Source organism: Pseudomonas sp. BRM28 (assembly GCF_002939405.1).
In the GTDB taxonomy this organism is placed as follows: Bacteria; Pseudomonadota; Gammaproteobacteria; order Pseudomonadales; family Pseudomonadaceae; genus Aquipseudomonas; species Aquipseudomonas palmensis.
In genome coordinates this window covers 4,522,925-4,543,295 of the sequence record NZ_PEFV01000001.1, presented here as the reverse complement: position 1 = coordinate 4,543,295, position 20,371 = coordinate 4,522,925, and the positions used below count along the sequence as shown (strand labels likewise).

Annotated in this window: 23 protein-coding genes; 22 read left to right on the top strand and 1 reads right to left on the bottom strand. The window is 63.9% G+C overall.

The window, feature by feature from the left end:
- The first annotated feature begins 64 nt into the window (after positions 1-64).
- Positions 65-613 carry a glycine zipper 2TM domain-containing protein gene (locus CR917_RS21140; protein ID WP_043864458.1) on the top strand — a complete coding sequence of 183 codons (549 nt, stop codon included), beginning with the start codon at positions 65-67 and terminating at the stop codon, positions 611-613.
- A 136-nt stretch (positions 614-749) separates the two neighbouring features.
- On the opposite strand, the gene suhB is transcribed toward CR917_RS21140, so the two are convergent.
- A complete protein-coding gene (gene suhB / locus CR917_RS21135) occupies positions 750-1,568 on the bottom strand; it encodes an inositol-phosphate phosphatase (RefSeq protein WP_043864459.1) in 819 nt (272 codons plus the stop codon).
- 144 nt (positions 1,569-1,712) lie between these two features.
- On the opposite strand from suhB, the gene trmJ reads away from it, so the two are divergent.
- From trmJ to CR917_RS21030, 21 genes are all read left to right on the top strand, one after another.
- Positions 1,713-2,486, top strand: a complete 774-nt coding sequence (trmJ, locus tag CR917_RS21130; protein WP_043864460.1) for a tRNA (cytosine(32)/uridine(32)-2'-O)-methyltransferase TrmJ — start codon at positions 1,713-1,715, stop codon at positions 2,484-2,486.
- Positions 2,487-3,269, top strand: a complete 783-nt coding sequence (gene cysE / locus CR917_RS21125) for a serine O-acetyltransferase (RefSeq protein WP_054916605.1) — start codon at positions 2,487-2,489, stop codon at positions 3,267-3,269.
- Between the two features lie 154 nt (positions 3,270-3,423).
- Positions 3,424-3,915 (top strand): Fe-S cluster assembly transcriptional regulator IscR, encoded by a 492-nt coding sequence (iscR, locus tag CR917_RS21120; RefSeq protein WP_043864462.1) that lies wholly within the window; start codon positions 3,424-3,426, stop codon positions 3,913-3,915.
- Positions 3,916-3,958: 43 nt separating this feature from the next.
- Positions 3,959-5,173 carry an IscS subfamily cysteine desulfurase gene (locus CR917_RS21115; RefSeq protein WP_043864463.1) on the top strand — a complete coding sequence of 405 codons (1,215 nt, stop codon included), beginning with the start codon at positions 3,959-3,961 and terminating at the stop codon, positions 5,171-5,173.
- Between the two features lie 46 nt (positions 5,174-5,219).
- On the top strand, positions 5,220-5,606 hold the full coding sequence (gene iscU, locus CR917_RS21110; RefSeq protein WP_002552476.1) for a Fe-S cluster assembly scaffold IscU: 387 nt from the start codon (positions 5,220-5,222) through the stop codon (positions 5,604-5,606).
- A gap of 28 nt (positions 5,607-5,634) precedes the next feature.
- Entirely contained in the window at positions 5,635-5,958 is a 324-nt protein-coding gene (gene iscA, locus CR917_RS21105; protein ID WP_043864464.1) for an iron-sulfur cluster assembly protein IscA, read from the top strand.
- An 8-nt stretch (positions 5,959-5,966) separates the two neighbouring features.
- Positions 5,967-6,488 (top strand): co-chaperone HscB, encoded by a 522-nt coding sequence (gene hscB / locus CR917_RS21100; RefSeq protein WP_043864465.1) that lies wholly within the window; start codon positions 5,967-5,969, stop codon positions 6,486-6,488.
- Positions 6,489-6,529: 41 nt separating this feature from the next.
- Positions 6,530-8,392, top strand: a complete 1,863-nt coding sequence (gene hscA / locus CR917_RS21095) for a Fe-S protein assembly chaperone HscA (protein WP_078479943.1) — start codon at positions 6,530-6,532, stop codon at positions 8,390-8,392.
- A 3-nt stretch (positions 8,393-8,395) separates the two neighbouring features.
- On the top strand, positions 8,396-8,737 hold the full coding sequence (fdx, locus tag CR917_RS21090; protein WP_043864467.1) for an ISC system 2Fe-2S type ferredoxin: 342 nt from the start codon (positions 8,396-8,398) through the stop codon (positions 8,735-8,737).
- A 14-nt stretch (positions 8,738-8,751) separates the two neighbouring features.
- Positions 8,752-8,952, top strand: coding sequence for a Fe-S cluster assembly protein IscX (iscX, locus tag CR917_RS21085; RefSeq protein WP_043864468.1), 201 nt, complete (start codon positions 8,752-8,754; stop codon positions 8,950-8,952).
- A gap of 91 nt (positions 8,953-9,043) precedes the next feature.
- The gene (gene ndk / locus CR917_RS21080; protein WP_043864469.1) at positions 9,044-9,469 is read left to right on the top strand and encodes a nucleoside-diphosphate kinase; all 426 of its coding nucleotides are present in this window, start codon (positions 9,044-9,046) and stop codon (positions 9,467-9,469) included.
- A 28-nt stretch (positions 9,470-9,497) separates the two neighbouring features.
- Positions 9,498-10,646, top strand: a complete 1,149-nt coding sequence (gene rlmN / locus CR917_RS21075; protein ID WP_054916603.1) for a 23S rRNA (adenine(2503)-C(2))-methyltransferase RlmN — start codon at positions 9,498-9,500, stop codon at positions 10,644-10,646.
- Between the two features lie 7 nt (positions 10,647-10,653).
- Positions 10,654-11,412, top strand: a complete 759-nt coding sequence (gene pilW / locus CR917_RS21070; RefSeq protein ID WP_043864471.1) for a type IV pilus biogenesis/stability protein PilW — start codon at positions 10,654-10,656, stop codon at positions 11,410-11,412.
- Complete coding sequence (locus CR917_RS21065) at positions 11,412-12,413, top strand: RodZ domain-containing protein (protein ID WP_104572913.1); 1,002 nt, start codon at positions 11,412-11,414, stop codon at positions 12,411-12,413. Before pilW ends, CR917_RS21065 begins: the two co-directional genes overlap by 1 nt.
- Positions 12,414-12,416: 3 nt before the next feature.
- A complete protein-coding gene (ispG, locus tag CR917_RS21060; RefSeq protein WP_043862521.1) occupies positions 12,417-13,526 on the top strand; it encodes a flavodoxin-dependent (E)-4-hydroxy-3-methylbut-2-enyl-diphosphate synthase in 1,110 nt (369 codons plus the stop codon).
- Between the two features lie 28 nt (positions 13,527-13,554).
- The gene (hisS, locus tag CR917_RS21055) at positions 13,555-14,844 is read left to right on the top strand and encodes a histidine--tRNA ligase (protein WP_054916601.1); all 1,290 of its coding nucleotides are present in this window, start codon (positions 13,555-13,557) and stop codon (positions 14,842-14,844) included.
- Between the two features lie 39 nt (positions 14,845-14,883).
- Positions 14,884-15,525 (top strand): tetratricopeptide repeat protein, encoded by a 642-nt coding sequence (locus CR917_RS21050; RefSeq protein WP_043862519.1) that lies wholly within the window; start codon positions 14,884-14,886, stop codon positions 15,523-15,525.
- The gene (gene bamB, locus CR917_RS21045; RefSeq protein ID WP_054916600.1) at positions 15,518-16,669 is read left to right on the top strand and encodes an outer membrane protein assembly factor BamB; all 1,152 of its coding nucleotides are present in this window, start codon (positions 15,518-15,520) and stop codon (positions 16,667-16,669) included. Before CR917_RS21050 ends, bamB begins: the two co-directional genes overlap by 8 nt.
- Positions 16,670-16,786: 117 nt before the next feature.
- A complete protein-coding gene (gene der / locus CR917_RS21040) occupies positions 16,787-18,250 on the top strand; it encodes a ribosome biogenesis GTPase Der (RefSeq protein WP_043862517.1) in 1,464 nt (487 codons plus the stop codon).
- Between the two features lie 145 nt (positions 18,251-18,395).
- Complete coding sequence (locus tag CR917_RS21035) at positions 18,396-19,544, top strand: pyridoxal phosphate-dependent aminotransferase (protein ID WP_043862516.1); 1,149 nt, start codon at positions 18,396-18,398, stop codon at positions 19,542-19,544.
- Positions 19,532-20,323 carry an amidohydrolase gene (locus CR917_RS21030; RefSeq protein WP_043862515.1) on the top strand — a complete coding sequence of 264 codons (792 nt, stop codon included), beginning with the start codon at positions 19,532-19,534 and terminating at the stop codon, positions 20,321-20,323. Before CR917_RS21035 ends, CR917_RS21030 begins: the two co-directional genes overlap by 13 nt.
- Positions 20,324-20,371 lie beyond the last annotated feature (48 nt).

Genomic DNA, 20,371 nt, shown 5'->3' with positions numbered 1-20,371 from the left:
TTTTTTATGCTCCAAGGCTGGGAGAAGCGCGGGCGTGTTCCCGCAGGTAAATCAGGAGGTTCACGTGAACAAGTCAATGCTGGTGGGTGCGGTGCTGGGTGCTGTCGGTGTCACTGCCGGAGGTGCCGTGGCTACCTACAGCTTGGTCAAGGGCGGGCCGCAATACGCGCAGGTGACGTCGGTGCAGCCGGTCAAGCAGACCGTCAAGACGCCTCGGGAAGTCTGCAAGGATGTCACGGTGACCCGTCAGGCGCCGGTGAAGGATCAGCACCAGATCGCCGGTACCGTGCTGGGCGCCGTGGCAGGTGGGTTGCTGGGTAACCAGATCGGCGGCGGCAATGGCAAGAAGATCGCGACCGTGGCCGGTGCCGTCGGTGGTGGCTATGCCGGCAACAAGGTGCAGGAAGGCATGCAGAACCGCGATACCTACACCACCACGCAAACCCGCTGCAACACGGTCAATGACCTGAGCGAGAAGGTGGTGGGGTACGACGTGAAGTATTCGATTGGCGACAAGGCCGGGCAGGTGCGCATGGAGCGCGACCCGGGTTCGCAGATCCCGCTGGACGAGAATGGCAAGCTGGTACTGACGCAGGCACAGCCTGGGCAGTGATGGCCCTTTCGCCGGCAAGGCGGGCTCCTACAAAGCCATGCGCAACCTGTAGGCGCCGGCCTTGCCGGCGAAGAGGCCCGAAAGCCAGCCACAAAAAAGCACCCCGAAGGGTGCTTTTTTATTGCCCGGCTGAAACTCAGCGCTTCAGCGAAGCCGGCAGGTGCGGCTGGATCGCCGTCAACACCGCCTTGAAGCACTTGATGTTGCCGGCAACGATGTGGCCCTTCTCGAGGAAGTCATGACCACCGGTGAAGTCGCTCACCAGGCCGCCCGCTTCCTGGATCAGCAGTGCGCCTGCAGCCATGTCCCACTCGCTCAGGCCCGACTCCCAGAACGCATCGAAGCGGCCGGCGGCCACGTAGGCCAGGTCCAGGCTCGCGGCGCCGGCGCGGCGGATGCCGGCGGTCTGGCCGACCAGGGCACGGAACATGCCCAGGTAGTTGTCCAGGCCATCCATCTGGTTGTCACGGAACGGGAAGCCGGTACCCAGCAGGGCGCCGTCCAGGCTGGTGCGACCGCTGACGCGCAGGCGGCGACCATTGAGCTGGGCGCCACGGCCACGGCTGGCGGTGAATTCTTCCTGGCGTACCGGGTCGAGGACCACGGCGTGTTCCAGGCGGCCGCGGTACTTGCACGCGATGCTCACGGCAAAGTGAGGGACGCCACGCAGGAAGTTGGTGGTACCGTCGAGCGGGTCGATGACCCACAGGTAGTCCTTGCCTTCTTCGCCGTTGCCAGCGTGCAGGCCGGTTTCTTCACCGTAGATGGAGTGGTTGGGGTACGCCTTGCGCAGGGCGTCGACGATGACTTTTTCCGCCGCGCGGTCGACTTCGGAGACGTAATCCTTGGCGTCTTTCTCATCTACCTTGATGGTATCCAGGCGCTCGATGGAGCGGAAAATCAATTCACTGGCGCTGCGGGCGGCGCGCAGCGCGATATTCAGCATGGGCTGCATGGACGTTTCACCTGGGTCGTTAAAGAAAGCCGAACATTCTAGCAGAAAACTTTGAACGAAGAAGGGCGACATTTGCTTTCATAGCGTAATGCCGGTCGCTTCTGTAAGATTTGCTCCCTTCCTTCCGTGTCTGTGAGCCGTCCCGTGCTGCCAAGAATTCGTGTCGTCCTGGTCAATACCAGTCACCCCGGCAATATCGGTGGGGCTGCGCGCGCCATGAAGAACATGGGCCTGTCGCGCCTGGTGCTGGTCGAGCCGAACGACTTTCCTTCCCACGAGGCCAGTGCCCGTGCCTCCGGCGCCGATGACGTGCTGGCGGGTGCCGAGGTGGTGGCCACGCTCGAGGATGCGCTGGTGGGCTGCACCCTGGTGGTGGGCACCAGTGCCCGCGACCGGCGCATCCCGTGGCCCCTGCTCGATCCGCGCGAATGCGGCGCCAAGGTCGTCGAGCAGGCAGGCGAGGGTGCCGAGGTGGCGCTGGTGTTCGGCCGTGAACATGCCGGCCTGACCAACGACGAGCTGCAGCGATGTCATTATCACGTGCATATCCCGTCCAACCCGGATTTCAGTTCGCTGAATCTGGCGGCTGCGGTCCAGGTCCTGGCCTATGAAGTGCGCATGGCCTGGCTGGCAGCCGACGGGCAGGCGTCGAAAGTCGAGAAGGTCGAAGTGGCCTCGGTGCGAAGCGCCGAGCTGGCGACCATGGACGAAATGGAGCTGTTCTACCAGCACCTGGAGTCCGCGCTGGTGGACATCGGCTTTCTCGACCCGACCAAGCCCAAGCACCTGATGCCGCGTTTGCGTCGCCTGTACGGGCGCAGCGCGGTCAGTCGATCGGAAATAAGCATTTTGCGCGGCATCCTCACCGAAACCCAGAAAGCGGCCCGGGGCGATGCGCACAAGCGGAAGGATCAGTAAATGTTCGAGCGTCTGCGTGAAGATATCCAAAGCGTTTTCCACCGTGACCCGGCGGCGCGCAATGCCTTTGAAGTGCTGACCTGCTACCCGGGCATGCATGCGATCTGGCTGCACCGCGCGGCGCATGCCCTGTGGGTACGGGACTGGAAGTGGCTGGCGCGGCTGGTGTCCAACTTCGGTCGCTGGATGACCGGCATCGAGATTCACCCCGGTGCAAAGGTAGGCCGGCGCTTCTTCATCGACCACGGCATGGGCATCGTGATCGGCGAAACCGCCGAGATCGGCGATGACGTGACCCTGTACCAGGGCGTGACCCTGGGCGGCACCAGCTGGAACAAGGGCAAGCGCCACCCGACCCTGGAGGACGGCGTGGTGGTGGGGGCCGGCGCCAAGGTGCTGGGTCCGTTCACCGTGGGCGCGGGGGCCAAGATCGGCTCCAATGCTGTGGTCACCAAGGCGGTGCCGGCCGGCGCCACGGCGGTGGGCATCCCGGGGCGTATCATCGTCAAGTCCGACGCCGAGCAGGAGGCCCGGCGCAAGGCCATGGCCGAGAAGATCGGCTTCGACGCCTACGGCGTGAGCGAAGACATGCCCGACCCGGTGGCCCGCGCCATCGGCCAGTTGCTCGACCACCTGCAAGCGGTGGACGGGCGCCTGGAGGACATGTGCGGTGCCCTCAAGAACCTGGGCAGCGACTACTGCGCCAAGGAACTGCCGGCCCTGCGTGACGAAGACTTCGCGGATGTGAAGGCCGACGCCCGCAGCGACGCGTCGACGCATTGACAGAAGGGCGTGCGCTGGCGCGCCCGACTTTGCTACACTCTGCGCCGCCTCTCAGGCGCAATCCCGACTAAAGCAGTAGGTCTTATAGTTGACTTAAATGCTCGGGAATCGCATACTCGCACACATCCCGTAACTCCCGTGGTACCAAATAGCCATGCGACTGACTACAAAAGGCCGATACGCCGTGACTGCCATGCTTGACCTGGCGTTGCACGCGCAAAACGGGCCGGTGTCCCTGGCCGACATTTCCGAGCGCCAAGGCATCTCCCTTTCCTATCTGGAGCAGCTGTTTGCCAAGCTGCGTCGCAGCAGTCTGGTCTCCAGCGTGCGCGGTCCAGGCGGCGGCTACCAGCTGTCGCGCGTGATGGAAAGCATCCAGGTAGCCCAGGTGATCGATGCGGTCAACGAATCGGTCGACGCTACACGCTGCCAGGGCCTGGGTGATTGCCACGCTGGCGATACCTGCCTGACCCACCACTTGTGGTGTGATCTCAGCCAGCAGATTCACGAATTTCTGAGCGGTATCAGCCTGGCTGACCTTGTTACTCGCCGTGAGGTGCAAGAAGTCGCCCAGCGTCAGGACCTGCGCCGCATGGCGGGCCGGACACCGCATCTGGACAAGATTGAGACATCCGCCGTCGAATGACCGTTTCGACTGTGCGATGAGCCCGCCTGATAGGAGATATTCAATGAAGTTGCCGATCTACCTCGATTACTCCGCGACCACCCCGGTCGACCCACGTGTCGCCCAGAAGATGAGCGATTGCCTGCTGGTCGACGGGAACTTCGGTAACCCGGCCTCGCGTTCCCACGTCTTTGGCTGGAAAGCCGAAGAAGCGGTCGAGAACGCTCGCCGCCAGGTCGCCGACCTGGTCAACGCCGACCCGCGGGAAATTGTCTGGACCAGTGGCGCCACCGAGTCCGACAACCTGGCAATCAAGGGCGTCGCGCACTTCTACGGCACCAAGGGCAAGCACCTGATCACCTCCAAGATCGAGCACAAGGCCGTTCTGGACAGCACCCGTCAGCTGGAACGTGAAGGCTTCGAAGTCACCTACATCGAGCCGGGCGCCGATGGCCTGATCACCCCGGCCATGGTCGAGGCAGCCCTGCGTGAAGACACCATCCTGGTGTCGATCATGCACGTGAACAATGAAATCGGCACCATCAACGACATCGCCGCCATTGGCGAGCTGACCCGCTCGCGTGGCGTCATGTTCCACGTCGATGCCGCGCAGTCCACCGGCAAGGTCGAGATCGACCTGCAGAAGCTGAAGGTCGACCTGATGTCGTTCTCGGCGCACAAGACCTACGGCCCCAAAGGCATCGGCGCGCTGTACGTCAGCCGCAAGCCGCGCGTGCGTCTTGAAGCCACCATGCACGGCGGCGGTCACGAGCGCGGCATGCGTTCGGGCACCCTGGCTACCCACCAGATCGTCGGCATGGGCGAAGCCTTCGCCATCGCCAAGGAGCTGATGGCCAGCGAGAACCTGCGCATCAAGGCCCTGAGCGACCGCTTCTACAAGCAGGTCGAGAACCTTGAAGAGCTGTACATCAACGGCAGCATGACCGCGCGTATTCCGCACAACCTGAACCTGAGCTTCAACTACGTCGAAGGCGAGTCGCTGATCATGGCCCTCAAGGACCTGGCAGTGTCTTCGGGTTCGGCGTGCACCTCGGCGTCGCTCGAGCCGTCCTACGTGCTGCGCGCCCTGGGCCGCAACGACGAACTGGCGCACAGCTCGATCCGCTTCACCTTCGGTCGCTTCACCACCGAAGAAGAAATCGACTACGCCGCGCAGAAGGTCTGCGAGGCCGTGACCAAGCTGCGCGAATTGTCGCCGCTGTGGGATATGTACAAAGACGGCGTCGACATCTCCAAGATCGAGTGGGCTGCGCACTAAGTAGTCGCCAGCAAGAGCGGCTCTCTGATGAGGAAGGAATAGCACCATGGCTTACAGTGAAAAGGTCATCGACCACTACGAAAACCCACGCAACGTCGGCAAGATGAATGCCGAGGACCCGGATGTCGGTACCGGCATGGTCGGCGCGCCTGCGTGCGGCGACGTGATGCGCCTGCAGATCAAGGTCAACGAGCAGGGCGTCATCGAAGATGCCAAGTTCAAGACCTACGGCTGTGGTTCGGCCATCGCTTCCAGCTCCCTCGCTACCGAGTGGATGAAGGGCAAGACCCTGGACGAAGCCGAAACCATCAAGAACACCCAGCTGGCCGAAGAACTGGCGTTGCCGCCGGTGAAGATCCACTGCTCGGTACTCGCCGAGGACGCCATCAAGGCGGCCGTGCGCGATTACAAGCAGAAGAAAGGTTTGCTCTAAGTTCGCCTGTTGCAGGTAAGGAGTCTCGATGGCTATCAGCATGACAGAAGCCGCCGCCAACCACGTGCGGCGCTCCCTCGAAGGACGCGGCAAGGGTGACGGCATTCGCCTGGGCGTTCGCACCACCGGCTGCTCGGGCCTGGCCTATGTGCTGGAGTTCGTCGACGCGCCGGACAGCGAGGACCAGGTGTTCGAAAGTCACGGCGTCAAGGTGATCATCGACCCGAAAAGCCTGGTTTATCTGGACGGAACCGAACTGGATTTCGTCAAGGAAGGGTTGAACGAAGGCTTCAAGTTCAACAATCCCAACGTGCGCGGTGAGTGTGGCTGCGGCGAAAGCTTCAACGTCTGAGGCTGCGCGTGGGTACTCCTTGTCATTTCGCCCTGTTTGACCTGCAGCCGGGCTTTCGCCTGGACCTCGACAAGCTGGCCGCGCGCTATCGCGAGCTGGCCCGCGAGGTTCACCCGGACCGCTTCGCCGATGCCCCCGAGCGTGAACAGCGCCTGGCGCTGGAGCGCTCGGCCGGCCTCAACGATGCCTACCAGACCCTCAGGAGTGCGCCCAAGCGGGCGCGCTACCTGTTGGCGATGGGGGGCCACGAAGTGCCGCAGGAAGTCACTGTCCACGACCCCGAGTTCCTCTTCCAGCAGATGCAATGGCGAGAAGAGCTCGAAGACCTGCAGGACAGTGCCGACCTCGATGGCGTGGCCGCGTTCAAGCGCCGCCTGAAGGTCGCCCAGGAAGCACTCAACGAGGACTTCGCCGCCTGCTGGGAGGATGCTGCGCAGCGTGAACAGGCCGAGCGCCTGATGCGCCGCATGCAGTTCCTCGACAAGCTCGCCTATGAAGTGCGCCAGCTGGAAGAGCGCCTCGACGATTAACCCGGTGGCGCCGTTGGCGACACCCCTGGTATCAGATAAGCATGGCCCTACTGCAGATCGCCGAACCCGGTCAGACGCCACAGCCCCATCAGCGCCGCCTGGCCGTGGGCATTGACCTTGGCACCACCAATTCGCTGGTCGCTGCATTGCGCAGCGGCATTTCCGAACCGCTGCCAGACGCCGAGGGCCGGGTCATCCTGCCGTCGGCGGTGCGCTATCACGCCAACCATGTCGACGTGGGCTACAGTGCCCGTGACGCGGCCTCCAGCGACCCGCTGAACACCGTGCTGTCGGTCAAGCGCCTGATGGGGCGCGGCCTGGCCGACGTCAAGCAACTGGGCGAGCAACTGCCCTACCGCTTTGTCGGCGGCGAGTCGCACATGCCGTTCATCGACACGGTGCAGGGCCCGAAAAGCCCGGTGGAAGTCTCGGCCGACATTCTCAAGGTGCTGCGCCAGCGCGCCGAAGCCACCCTGGGTGGCGAGCTGGTCGGCGCGGTGATCACCGTGCCGGCGTACTTCGACGACGCTCAGCGCCAGGCCACCAAGGACGCTGCGCGCCTGGCCGGGCTGAACGTGCTGCGCCTGCTCAACGAACCGACTGCTGCGGCTGTGGCCTATGGCCTGGACCAGAACGCCGAAGGCGTGGTGGCCATCTATGACCTGGGCGGCGGCACCTTCGACATTTCCATCCTGCGCCTGACCGGCGGTGTGTTCGAAGTGATGGCCACCGGCGGCGACAGCGCCCTGGGCGGCGATGATTTCGACCATGCGGTGGCCGGCTGGATCATCGAGCAGGCGGGCCTGTCTGCCGACCTCGACCCCGGCACCCAGCGTCAACTGCTGCAAGCTGCCTGTGCGGCCAAGGAAGCGTTGACCAACAGCGATGTCGTGTCCGTGAGCCATGGCGCCTGGCAGGGCGAGCTGACCCGTGCCGGCTTCGACGCGCTGATCGAACCGATGGTGGCGCGCAGCCTCAAGGCCTGTCGCCGCGCCGTGCGCGACTGTGGCATCGAGCTGGATGAAGTCGAAGCCGTGGTCATGGTCGGTGGTTCCACTCGCGTGCCGCGTGTGCGCGAGGCGGTGGGCGCGCTGTTCGGGCGTACCCCGCTGACCGAGATCGACCCCGATCAGGTGGTGGCCATCGGCGCCGCGATCCAGGCCGATACCCTGGCCGGCAACAAGCGCGACGGCGGCGAACTGCTGCTGCTCGACGTGATTCCGCTGTCCCTGGGGCTGGAAACCATGGGCGGGTTGATGGAGAAGGTGATCCCGCGCAACACCACCATTCCGGTTGCCCGTGCCCAGGAATTCACCACGTACAAGGACGGCCAGTCGGCCATGATGATCCACGTGCTGCAGGGTGAGCGTGAGCTGATCAGCGACTGCCGCTCCCTGGCGCGCTTCGAACTGCGCGGCATCCCGGCCATGGTGGCCGGTGCGGCGAAGATTCGCGTCACCTTCCAGGTCGACGCCGACGGCCTGCTCAGCGTTTCGGCGCGCGAGCTGGGCTCGGGTGTGGAATCGAGCATTCAGGTCAAGCCGTCCTACGGCCTGACCGACGGCGAGATCACTCGCATGCTCAAGGACTCCTTCGAACATGCCGGCTACGACAAGGTGGCGCGCCAGCTGCGCGAGCACCAGGTAGACGCCGAGCGTCTGCTCGAAGCGGTGCAGGGCGCGCTGGACGCCGATGGCGAGCGCCTGCTGGACGCCGAAGAGCGCCTGGCGATCGAACAACAGATGCAAGACTTGCGTGATTTGATGAACGGTACCGATGGCGCCGCCATCGAGCAGCAGACCAAGCGTCTGTCGCAAGTGACCGATGCCTTTGCCGCCCGTCGCCTTGATTCGACGGTAAAAGCCGCTTTGGCCGGGCGCAACCTGAATGAGATCGAGGAGTAACTGATGCCGCAGGTGATTTTTCTGCCCCACGAGAAGTTCTGTCCGGACGGAATGGTGGTGGAGGCCGAAACCGGCAAGTCCATCCTTGAAGTGGCCCATGACAACCACATCGAGATCGAAAGCGCCTGCGGCGGCGTCTGCGCCTGCACCACGTGCCACTGCGTGATCCGCGAGGGTTTCAACTCGCTGAACGAGGCCGACGAGCTGGAAGAGGACTACCTCGACCGCGCCTGGGGCCTGGAGCCCACGTCGCGCCTGACCTGCCAGGCCAAGGTCGGCACCGAGGACGTGACCGTCGAGATCCCGAAATACTCGCTCAACCACGCCGCCGAAGCGCCGCACTGACCGTTGGAGTCATCATGAGCCTGAAATGGGTTGATGTACTTGAAATTGCAATTCAGCTTGCCGAAAGCAAGCCGGAAGTCGATCCTCGCTACGTGAATTTCGTCGAACTGAGCCGCTGGGTGCAGGCCCTGCCCGACTTCAGCGACGATCCGAACCGTGGCGGAGAGAAGGTGCTTGAAGCCATTCAGGCCGCCTGGATCGAAGAAGCCGACTGAGCGCACTCGGCAGGTTAGGCAATCCCCCGGAACCCGCGTATAATTCGCGGGTTTAATTTTTCGCTTCACTTACTGTTTCTGGAGTTACACCATGGCTGTTCAACGTACTTTCTCCATCATCAAGCCTGACGCCGTTGCCAAGAACGTGATCGGCGAGATCACCACCCGTTTCGAAAAAGCCGGCCTGCGCGTCGTTGCCTCGAAACTCAAGCAACTGTCCAAAGCCGAAGCCGAAGGCTTCTACGCCGAGCACAAAGAGCGCGGCTTCTTCGGTGACCTGGTTGCCTTCATGATCTCCGGCCCGGTCGTTGTACAGGTTCTGGAAGGCGAAAACGCCATCGCTCTGAACCGTGAGCTGATGGGCGCCACCAACCCTAAAGAAGCTGCTGCCGGTACCATCCGTGCCGACTTCGCCGAGTCGATCGACGCCAACGCCGTTCACGGTTCGGACTCCGAAGCCGCTGCTGCTCGCGAAATCTCGTACTTCTTCGCAGCTACCGAGGTAACCGCTCGCTAAGCGACAGCTTACGAGTGAGGGTGAATCCATGACGACATCGACTGGTAAAACTAACCTGTTGGGCCTGACCCAGCCGGAAATGGAAAAATTCTTCGAGTCCATCGGGGAGAAGCGTTTCCGTGCCGGCCAGGTAATGAAATGGATTCACCACTTTGGCGTCGATGATTTCGACGCCATGACGAATGTCGGCAAGGCCCTGCGCGAGAAGCTCAAGGCCGTTGCCGAGATTCGCGGCCCCGAAGTGGTCAGCGAGGACATCTCCAGCGACGGCACCCGCAAGTGGGTGGTGCGCGTGGCGTCCGGCAGCTGCGTCGAGACCGTGTACATCCCCCAGGGCAAGCGTGGCACCCTGTGTGTCTCGTCCCAGGCCGGTTGCGCCCTGGACTGCAGTTTCTGCTCCACCGGCAAGCAAGGATTCAACAGCAACCTCACCGCCGCCGAAGTGATCGGCCAGGTGTGGATTGCCAACAAGTCGTTCGGCAGCATTCCCGCCACCATCGACCGCGCCATCACCAACGTGGTGATGATGGGCATGGGTGAGCCGCTGCTCAACTTCGACAACGTGGTCGCCGCCATGCACCTGATGATGGACGACCTGGGCTACGGCATTTCCAAGCGCCGTGTGACCCTGTCCACCTCCGGCGTGGTGCCGATGATCGACCAGCTGGCCAAGCACATCGACGTGTCCCTGGCGCTGTCGCTGCACGCACCCAACGACGCCCTGCGCAACGAGCTGGTACCGATCAACAAGAAGTACCCGCTCAAGATGCTGCTCGAGTCGTGCATGCGCTACATGGCCGAACTCGGCGAGAAGCGTGTGCTGACCATCGAGTACACCCTGCTCAAGGACGTCAACGACAAGCTCGAGCACGCGGTCGAGATGGTCGAGCTGCTCAAGAACATCCCGTGCAAGATCAACCTGATTCCGTTCAACCCGTTCCCGCACTCCGGCTACGAGCGTCCGAGCAACAACGCGATCCGCCGCTTCCAGGACCACCTGCACCAGGCCGGCTACAACGTTACCGTGCGCACCACCCGTGGCGAGGACATCGACGCGGCCTGTGGTCAGCTGGTGGGGCAGGTGATGGACCGCACGCGCCGCAGTGAGCGCTATATCGCGGTACGGCAGCTCAATGCCGACGCCGATATGCCGCAAACCGGCGCGGCGGGCAACTGAGGCCGACATGGGCCTGCGCGCCGCGCTGCCAACCCTGTTGCTGACGCTGCTTGCCGGCTGCGTCGGCAGCGGCAGTTCCGACCCGCTGCAAAGCGGCAAGGGGCGCGAAGAGGCACGCCAGGCCTATGTGCAACTGGGCCTGGGTTATTTGCAACAAGGTTTGACCGAACGCGCCAAGGTGCCGCTGAAAAAGGCCCTTGAACTGGACGCTCGCGACCCGGCAGCCAATGCCGCGCTGGCCCTTGTGTTCCAGCGCGAGGACGAGCCGGCGCTGGCCGAGGGGTATTACCGCAAGGCCCTGGCTGCCAACCCCGACGACCCCCGTATTCGCAACAATTTCGGCAGTTTCCTGTATGCACAGGGGCGCTATGCCCAGGCGCAGCAGATGTTTCGCCAAGCGGCGGCCGATACCCTGTATCCTGAACGCTCCCGGGTTTTCGAGAACCTTGGCCTGACCGCCATCAAGCTGGGTCAGCGCGAGCAGGCGCGTGAACACCTGCAAAAGGCTTTACGGCTCAACCAGCAGCAACCGCGCGCGTTGCTCGAAATGGCTGAGTTGTCTTACGAAGACAGGCATTATGTGCCGGCGCGCGACTACTACGATCGTTTCAGCCAGCTGAGCGATCACGGCCCCCGCAGCCTGCTGCTGGGTTCGCGCCTGGCAACTGTATTCGAAGAACCTGACAAGGCCGCCGAACTGGGCGTGCAATTACAACGACTTTATCCCGGTACGCCGGAATATCAGCAATACCTGTCGGAGCAATGATGAAAGCGGCGCATCCCGAAGTAGCAGCAGCGACTCGCCAGAATCCCGGTGAGACCTTGCGTCAGGCCCGTGAAAGCAAGGGCTTGTCGCAGGCCGAAGTGGCCCGCAAGCTCAACCTGACCGTGAGTTCCCTGAACAACCTTGAAACCGGCGCGTTCGACAAGCTGCCAGGGCATACCTTCGCCCGCGGCTATATCCGTGCCTACGCCAAGCTGTTCGAGATGGACCAGGCCGAACTGGTGCTGGCCTTCGACCAGGCCACCGGCAGCAATTCCCAGGGCAGCGACGTGCATGCGCTGGGGCGTATCGAAGAGCCGGTACGCCTGTCGCACAACATCCTGCGCATCGTCAGCCTGTTGCTGCTGATCCTGGTGATCGGCGGTGGCTTCTTCTGGTGGCAGGACCAGACCAGCCTGCGCGGCAAGGACCTGGCCAGCCTGGCCATGGAACACGTCGAGGTCGAGAGCGCCGACGGTACCACCCAGATCCACCCGCTGGACGAGCCTGAAGACCAGGCCGTGGCCGAAAGCCAGGAAGCGCCGGCTGCCAGCGCACCGGCCGAGCAGGCCCAGCCTGCCACCGACGAGGCTGCCGCACAGGCCCCGGCCGCCAGCAACCCGGCGCCAGCTGCGCCTGCCGCACCCGTAGCCCCGGCTCCCGTAGCGCCGGCCCCTGCGGCCAGCGCCCCGGCTGTGGCTGCCGCCCCTGCGCCTGCCACCCCCGCCACCCCCGCTGCGCCAGCGGCTGCACCGGCTGCCGGCAGCGCCTCGTTGCACATGCAGTTCGTTGCCGATTGCTGGACTTCGGTCACCGACGGCAACGGCAAGGTGCTGGTCAATGCCACCAAGCGCAAGGGCGAGACCCTCGAGCTGACCGGCAAGCCGCCGTTCGCGGTACGCCTGGGCTTTGCCCGTGGCGCACAGATCAGTTTCAACGGCCAGCCCGTCGACGTGGCGCCGTTCACCAGTGGCGAGACTGCTCGCCTGAAGTTGGGACAATAAGTCATGCACGGCGAATCTCCGATCAAACGTCGCGAATCGCGCAAAATCTGGGTAGGTAATGTGCCTGTCGGCGGCGATGCACCCATCGCCGTCCAGAGCATGACCAACACCGACACCAACGACGTCGATGCCACCGTCGCACAGATCACCCGCCTGGTGGATGCCGGCGTCGACATCGTGCGCGTCTCGGTACCGGACATGGACGCGGCCGAAGCCTTCGGCCGCATCAAGCAGCGGGTCAGCGTGCCGCTGGTGGCCGATATCCACTTCGACTACCGCATCGCCTTGCGCGTGGCCGAGCTGGGTGTGGACTGCCTGCGCATCAACCCCGGCAACATCGGCCGCGAAGACCGCGTGCGTGCGGTGGTGGATGCCGCGCGTGATCGCGGCATCCCTATCCGTATCGGCGTCAACGCCGGCTCCCTGGAAAAGGACCTGCAGAAGAAGTACGGCGAGCCCACCCCGGCGGCCCTGGTGGAGTCGGCCATGCGTCACGTGGAGCACCTCGATCGCCTGGACTTCCAGGACTTCAAGGTCAGCGTGAAGGCCTCCGACGTGTTCATGGCCGTCGAGGCCTATCGCCTGCTGGCCAAGCAGATCGTGCAGCCGCTGCACCTGGGCATCACCGAAGCCGGCGGCCTGCGCTCGGGCACGGTGAAATCGGCCGTGGGCCTCGGTATGCTGCTTGCCGAAGGGATTGGCGATACTATCCGCATCTCGCTTGCCGCCGACCCGGTCGAGGAAGTGAAGGTCGGCTACGACATCCTCAAGTCGCTGCACCTGCGTTCGCGTGGCATCAACTTCATCGCCTGCCCGAGCTGCTCGCGGCAGAACTTCGATGTGGTCAAGACCATGAACGAGCTAGAAGGGCGCCTCGAAGACCTGCTGGTACCGCTGGACGTGGCGGTGATCGGCTGTGTGGTCAACGGCCCTGGCGAAGCCAAGGAAGCCCACGTGGGGCTCACCGGCGGCACGCCGAACCTGATCTACATCGATGGCAAGCCGGCGCAGAAGCTGACCAATGACAACCTGGTGGATGAGCTGGAAAAACTCATCCGCCAGAAAGCGGCTGAGAAGGCCGAGGCCGACGCGGCAGTGATTGCCCGCGGTTGACCGACACCGATTTCGTTAAGGATTTACCGTGAGCAAATCGCTGCAAGCCATTCGTGGCATGAACGACATCCTGCCCGAGCAGACCCCGCTGTGGCGCTATTTCGAGAGCACCGTGGCCGGCCTGCTGGACACCTACGGCTATCGCCAGATCCGCACCCCGATCGTCGAGCCGACCGAGCTGTTCAAGCGTTCCATCGGTGAAGTGACCGACATCGTCGAAAAAGAGATGTACACCTTCGCCGACCGCAACGGCGACTCCCTGACCCTGCGCCCCGAAGGCACCGCCGCCTGCGTGCGCGCCGTGCTCGAGCACGGCATCAGCGGTGGTGGCCAGGTGCAGAAGCTCTGGTACATCGGCCAGATGTTCCGCCACGAGCGCCCGCAGAAGGGCCGCTATCGCCAGTTCCACCAGATCGGCCTGGAGGTGTTCAACCTCGATGGCCCGGACATCGACGCCGAGCTGATCGTGCTCACCTGGCGCCTGTGGGGCCTGCTGGGCATCCGCGATGCGGTCAAGCTCGAACTCAACAGCCTGGGTACCAGCGAAGCCCGCGGCCGTTACCGTGACGCGCTGGTCGAGTTCCTCTCGGCGCGCCTGGAGCAACTGGACGAAGACAGCCAACGTCGTCTCAAGACCAACCCGCTGCGCATCCTCGACAGCAAGGACGCCAACACCCAGGCGGCGCTGGTGGGTGCACCGAAGCTCGAAGACTACCTGGACGAAGAATCGCGCGTGCACTTCGAGGGGCTCAAGGCTCGTCTGGACGCCGCCGGCATTCCGTTCGTGATCAACACCAAGCTGGTGCGCGGCCTGGACTACTACAGCAAGACCGTGTTCGAGTGGGTCACCGACAAGCTCGGTTCCCAGGGCACCGTATGTGCCGGTGGCCGCTACGACGGCCTGGTCGAGCAGATGGGCGGCAAGCCGACCCCGGGCGTGGGTTTTGCCATGGGCATCGAGCGTCTGCTGCTGCTGATCGAGACCCTGGGCCAGGTGCCCGAGTCGATTTCGCGTCAGATCGACGTCTACCTGTGCGCCTTTGGCGAACAGGCCGAACTCGCCGGGCTGGCCCTGAGCGAGCGTCTGCGTGACCGCCTGCCGGGCTTGCGCCTGCAGGTCAATGCCGGTGGCGGCAGCTTCAAGAGCCAGTTCAAGAAGGCCGACAAGAGCAACGCTCTGTATGCCTTGATCCTGGGGGACGACGAACTGGCGCAACAAGTGGTAGGTTTCAAACCCCTGCGTGGTCAGGGCGAACAACAAAACATTGCCTGGGATGCTCTGGCCGAGCACCTGGAAGCTTCCCTCGCGCAGGCGTGAAGCGGGTCAACAGCCGATTTGGTGAAAAGGAGTATTGGGGTGTCGAGTAGCGATGATGAACAACTGGCCGCATTCAAGGATTGGTGGCAGCGCAACGGCAAACCACTGCTGACCGGTGGCCTGTTGGCGCTGGTGGTAGTGTTGGGCTGGCAGACCTGGCAGAAGTACCAGGGCAACCAGTCCCAAGGTGCTTCGAACCTTTATCAGGCCCTGCTTGAAACCACCCTGACGCCGACCGGCCAGCCGGACATGGCCCAGGTCGCGGACCTGTCGGGCAAGCTCAAGAGCGAGTTCGGCGGCACGGCCTACGCGCAGTACGCCAGCCTGTTCGTGGCCAAGGTCGCGGTCGAGAGCGGCAAGCTCGACGACGCCGCCAGCGAACTGAAAAGCGTGCTCGACAAGCCGGCCGACGCCACCCTGGGCGAAATTGCCCGTCAGCGCCTGGCCCGTGTACTGGCCGCGCAGAACAAGGTCGATGACGCCCTGAAGCTGCTCGATGGCGATGCCGACAAGGCCTTCCTGGCCAGCCGTGAAGAACTCAAGGGCGACCTGCTGGTACAGCTGGGTCGCGCCGATGATGCTCACGCCGCGTATCAGAAGGCCAAGGCCGCGCTGTCGGATGACGCCGCGATCGGTGGCCTGCAACTCAAGCTCGACGACCTTGCCAAAGGGGATGCGTGACGTGATCGGTTGGAAACATGCAGCAGTGCTGGCCGTGGCCCTTCTGGCCGTTGGTTGCAGCAGCAACAGCAAAAAGGAACTGCCGCCGGCCGAGCTGACCAAGTTCACCGAAGAGGTGGTACTGAAGAAGCAGTGGAGCCGTTCGATCGGTGACGGCCAGGGCGAGAGCTTCAACATGCTCGTCCCGGCCATCGAGAACGACCGCATCTACGCCGCCGATGTGACCGGCGTGGTGATGGCGCTGGACCGCATGAACGGCGACGTGATCTGGAAGAAAGACCTCGACCTGCCGGTATCCGGTGCGGTGGGTGTCGGCTACGGCCTGGTCATGCTCGGCACCCTCAAGGGTGAAGTGATCGCCATGGATGCCAGCACCGGCGAAGAAAAGTGGCGTGCGCGGGTCACCAGTGAAGTACTGGCGCCCCCGGCGACCAACGGTGACGTGGTGGTGGTGCAGACCCAGGACGATCGCGTGATCGGCCTGGATGCCAGCACCGGCGACCGCCGCTGGATCTACGAAAGCACCCCGGCCGTACTGACCCTGCGCGGTACCGGTGCGCCGATCGTGACCAACCGCCTGGCCGTGGCCGGCCTCTCGACCGGCAAGGTCGTGGCGCTGGACACCCAGAACGGCGTGCCGGTCTGGGAGCAACGTGTTGCCGTTCCGCAAGGGCGTTCCGAGCTGGACCGCGTGGTGGATATCGACGGCGGCCTGCTGCTGTCGGGCGGTGTGCTGTACGTGGCCAGCTACCAGGGGCGCGTCGCCGGCCTCGAGCTGGAAAGCGGTCGCGTGCTGTGGCAGCGCGATGCCTCCAGCTACGCCGGTGTGGCCCAGGGCTTTGGCAACGTCTACGTGAGCCTGGCGTCCGGTACGGTCGAAGGCATCGACGAGCGTTCTTCGTCGGCGCTGTGGAGCAACGACTCGCTGGCCCGTCGCCAGCTGTCGGCACCGGAAGTGTTCTCCAGCTACGTGGCCGTGGGTGACCTGGAAGGTTACCTGCACCTGCTGAGCCAGGTGGACGGCCGCTTCGTGGGTCGCGAGCGCATCGACAGCGATGGCCTGCGTGCACGCCCGCTGGTGGTAGGTGACATGATTTATGTGTTTGGCAACAGCGGCAAACTCGAGGCGCTGACCATTCGCTGAGTCTATGCTTGAGGCCTGCGGGCCTCGGGCTGCGGCGCCTTCGGGGCGCCGCCCGAACTCCGGCCGCTGCACTGCAGCGGCCTTTGTATTTTTTGAATTCAAGCAGTGGAGAGCCGCATGGTTCCCGTAATCGCCCTGGTGGGCCGACCGAACGTCGGCAAATCTACAATGTTCAACCGCCTGACCAGGACCCGCGATGCCATCGTTGGCGACCTGTCTGGCCTGACCCGTGACCGTCAATATGGCGAGGCGCGCTGGCAAGGGCGCTCCTACATCCTGGTCGACACCGGTGGTATCTCCGGTGACGAACATGGCATGGACGAAAAAATGGCCGAGCAGTCGCTGCTGGCCATCGAAGAAGCCGATGTGGTGCTGTTCCTGGTCGATGCCCGTGCCGGTCTGACCGCTGCCGACCAGATGATTTCCGAGCACCTGCGCAAGCGCAACAAGCGCTCGTTCCTGGTGGCCAACAAGATCGACAACATCGACCCGAACACCGCCATTGCCGAGTTCGCACCGTTGGGCATGGGCAACGCCATCGGCGTGGCCGGCGCCCAGGGCCGTGGCGTGAACAACCTGCTCGAGGCTGTGCTCAGCGACTTCCCGCGGGACAAGGAAGAAGAAGAGATCGACATGAACGTCGCCGAGGGCGAGGAAGCCGTGCGCATTCCTGGCCCCAGCGAGAAGGATGGCATCAAGATCGCCATCATCGGTCGCCCCAACGTCGGCAAGTCGACCCTGGTCAACCGCATGCTCGGTGAAGACCGTGTGATCGTGTACGACCAGCCCGGTACCACCCGCGACAGCATCTACATTCCCTTCGAGCGCAATGACGAGAAGTACACGCTGATCGACACCGCCGGTGTGCGCAAGCGCGGCAAGATCCACGAGGAAGTCGAAAAGTTCTCGGTGGTCAAGACCCTGCAGGCGATCAAGGACGCCAACGTGGTGATCTTCGTCATGGATGCCCGCGAAGGCGTGGTGGACCACGACCTGAACCTGCTGGGCTTCGCCCTGGAAGCCGGTCGCGCCATCGTGATCGCGCTCAACAAGTGGGACGGCATGCAGCCGGGCGAGCGTGACTACGTGAAAACCGAGCTGGAACGCCGGCTGTTCTTCGTCGACTTCGCCGACATTCACTTCATTTCGGCACTGCACGGCACTGGCGTGGGCAACCTGTACCAGTCGGTGCAGAACTCGTTCAAGTCGGCGGTCACCCGCTGGCCGACCAGCCGCCTGACCCAGATCCTCGAAGACGCGGTCAGCGAGCACCAGCCGCCGATGGTCAACAGCCGTCGCATCAAGCTGCGCTATGCCCACCTGGGGGGTGCCAACCCGCCGATCATCGTGATCCACGGCAACCAGGTGGAGAAGGTGCCCAAGTCCTACTCGCGCTACCTGGAAAACACCTACCGCCGTGTGCTCAAGCTGGTCGGTACGCCGATTCGCATCGAGTACAAGGGTGGCGAGAACCCGTACGAAGGCAACAAGAACACCCTGACCGACCGCCAGGTCAACAAGAAGCGCCGCCTGATGTCGCACCACAAGAAGTCGGCCAAGAAGCGCAAGGACAAGCGCTGATGGTGCGGGAGCCGGCCTTGCCGGCGAAATGGGCAGCGCGGATCAACTGAACCGCGCTTACCCTTTCGCCAGCAACGCTGGCTCCTACAACCTGGCGGTCCAATCCGCTATGCTCGGAGCCTGACCGCGCAGGAAAGAGGGCTCCATGATCAGCAGCAAGTTGCCGAACGTCGGCACCACCATCTTTACCACCATGTCCCAGCTCGCCGTGCAAACCGGCGCCCTGAACCTGTCCCAGGGCTTTCCCGATTTCAACGGCCCGCAAGCGCTGCTGGACGCGGTAGGGCGGCACATCGGTGCCGGCCACAACCAGTATTCCCCCATGACCGGCCTGCCGGCCCTGCGTCAGCAGGTAGCGGCCAAGGTCGCTCGCCAGTATGGCGTGACGGTCGATGCCGACCACGAGGTGACCATCACCCCCGGCGCCACGGCCGCGATCTTCTGCGCCATCCACGCGGTGATCCGCCCCGGCGACGAAGTCATCGTCTTCGACCCCTGCTACGACAGCTACGAACCCGCCGTGGAACTGGCCGGTGGCCGTTGCGTGCACGTGCAACTGGGCGCCGACAGCTTTGCCATCGACTGGCAGAAACTCAGCGATGCGCTGAGCCCGCGTACCCGCATGATCGTCATCAACTCGCCGCACAACCCCAGCGGCGCGCTGATTACCCGTGCCGAGCTGGACCAGCTGGCGGCGCTGATCGCCGACCGTGACATCTATGTGCTCAGCGACGAGGTGTACGAGCACCTGGTGTACGACGGCGCGCGCCACGCCAGCGTGCTGGCCCACGAGGCCCTGTACGCGCGGGCCTTCGTGGTCAGTTCGTTCGGCAAGACCTACCACGTGACCGGCTGGAAGACCGGCTATGTGATCGCGCCGCCAGCCCTGAGTGCCGAGTTGCGCAAGGTGCATCAGTACGTCAACTTCTGCGGCGTGACGCCGCTGCAGTGGGCGCTGGCCGATTTCATGGCCGAGCACCCGGAACATGTCGAAGAGCTGCCGGCGTTCTACCAGGCCAAGCGCGACCTGTTCTGTGGCCTGCTGCAAGGCTCTCGCTTCCAGTTCAAGCCGGTGGCCGGTACGTATTTCCAGCTGGTGGACTATTCGGCGATTCGCCCGGACCTCGACGACGTGCAGATGTCGGTATGGCTGACCCGCGAACACGGCGTGGCGACCATTCCGGTGTCGGTGTTCTACCAGCAACCCATTCCCGAGCAGCGCCTGGTGCGCCTGTGTTTCGCCAAACGCGAGGAGACGCTGCGTCAGGCAGCGGAAAAACTATGCGCGATCTGAGTACATTGCCCAACCTGACCGTGGCGCTGGTGCAGACCAGCCTGGCCTGGCAGGACCGCATGGCCAACTACGAGCATTTCGAGGTGCTGCTGGAGCAGGCCCGCGGCGCGGACCTGATCATCCTGCCGGAGATGTTCACCACCGGTTTTTCGATGGACTCCGAAAGCCTGGCCGAGCCGGAAAACGGCCCCACCTACAAATGGCTCAAGAGCCAGGCCAGGAAGCTCGATGCCGTGGTGACCGGCAGCGTGATCATCCAGGCCGAGGACGGCAGCCACCGCAACCGCCTGCTGTGGGCGCGCCCGGACGGCGAGATCCTGTTCTACGACAAGCGCCACCTGTTCCGCATGGCCGGCGAGCACAAGCATTACACCCCCGGCGAGCGCCAGGTGCAGTTCGAGCTCAAGGGGTGGCGGGTGCGCCCGCTGATCTGCTACGACCTGCGCTTCCCGGTGTGGAGCCGCGATGCACAGGACACCGACCTGCTGCTGTACACCGCCAACTGGCCGGCGGCGCGGCGCCTGCACTGGAACCGCCTGCTGCCGGCACGGGGCATCGAGAACCTGTGCTATGTGGCGGCGGTGAACCGCGTGGGCACCGATGGCAAGGGCTTTGGCTACAGCGGCGACAGCCAGGTGCTGGACTTCCAGGGCGAGAGCCTGCTCAGTGCCGGCGAGGCCGACGGCGTGTTCACCGTGGTGCTGAGTGCGGCGGACCTGGCTGCGTACCGCACGCGGTTCCCGGCCAACCTGGATGCCGATACCTTCGACCTGCACTGACCCCTTCGCCGGCAAGGCCGGCGCCTACGGGCATCCACCAGCCCCGTA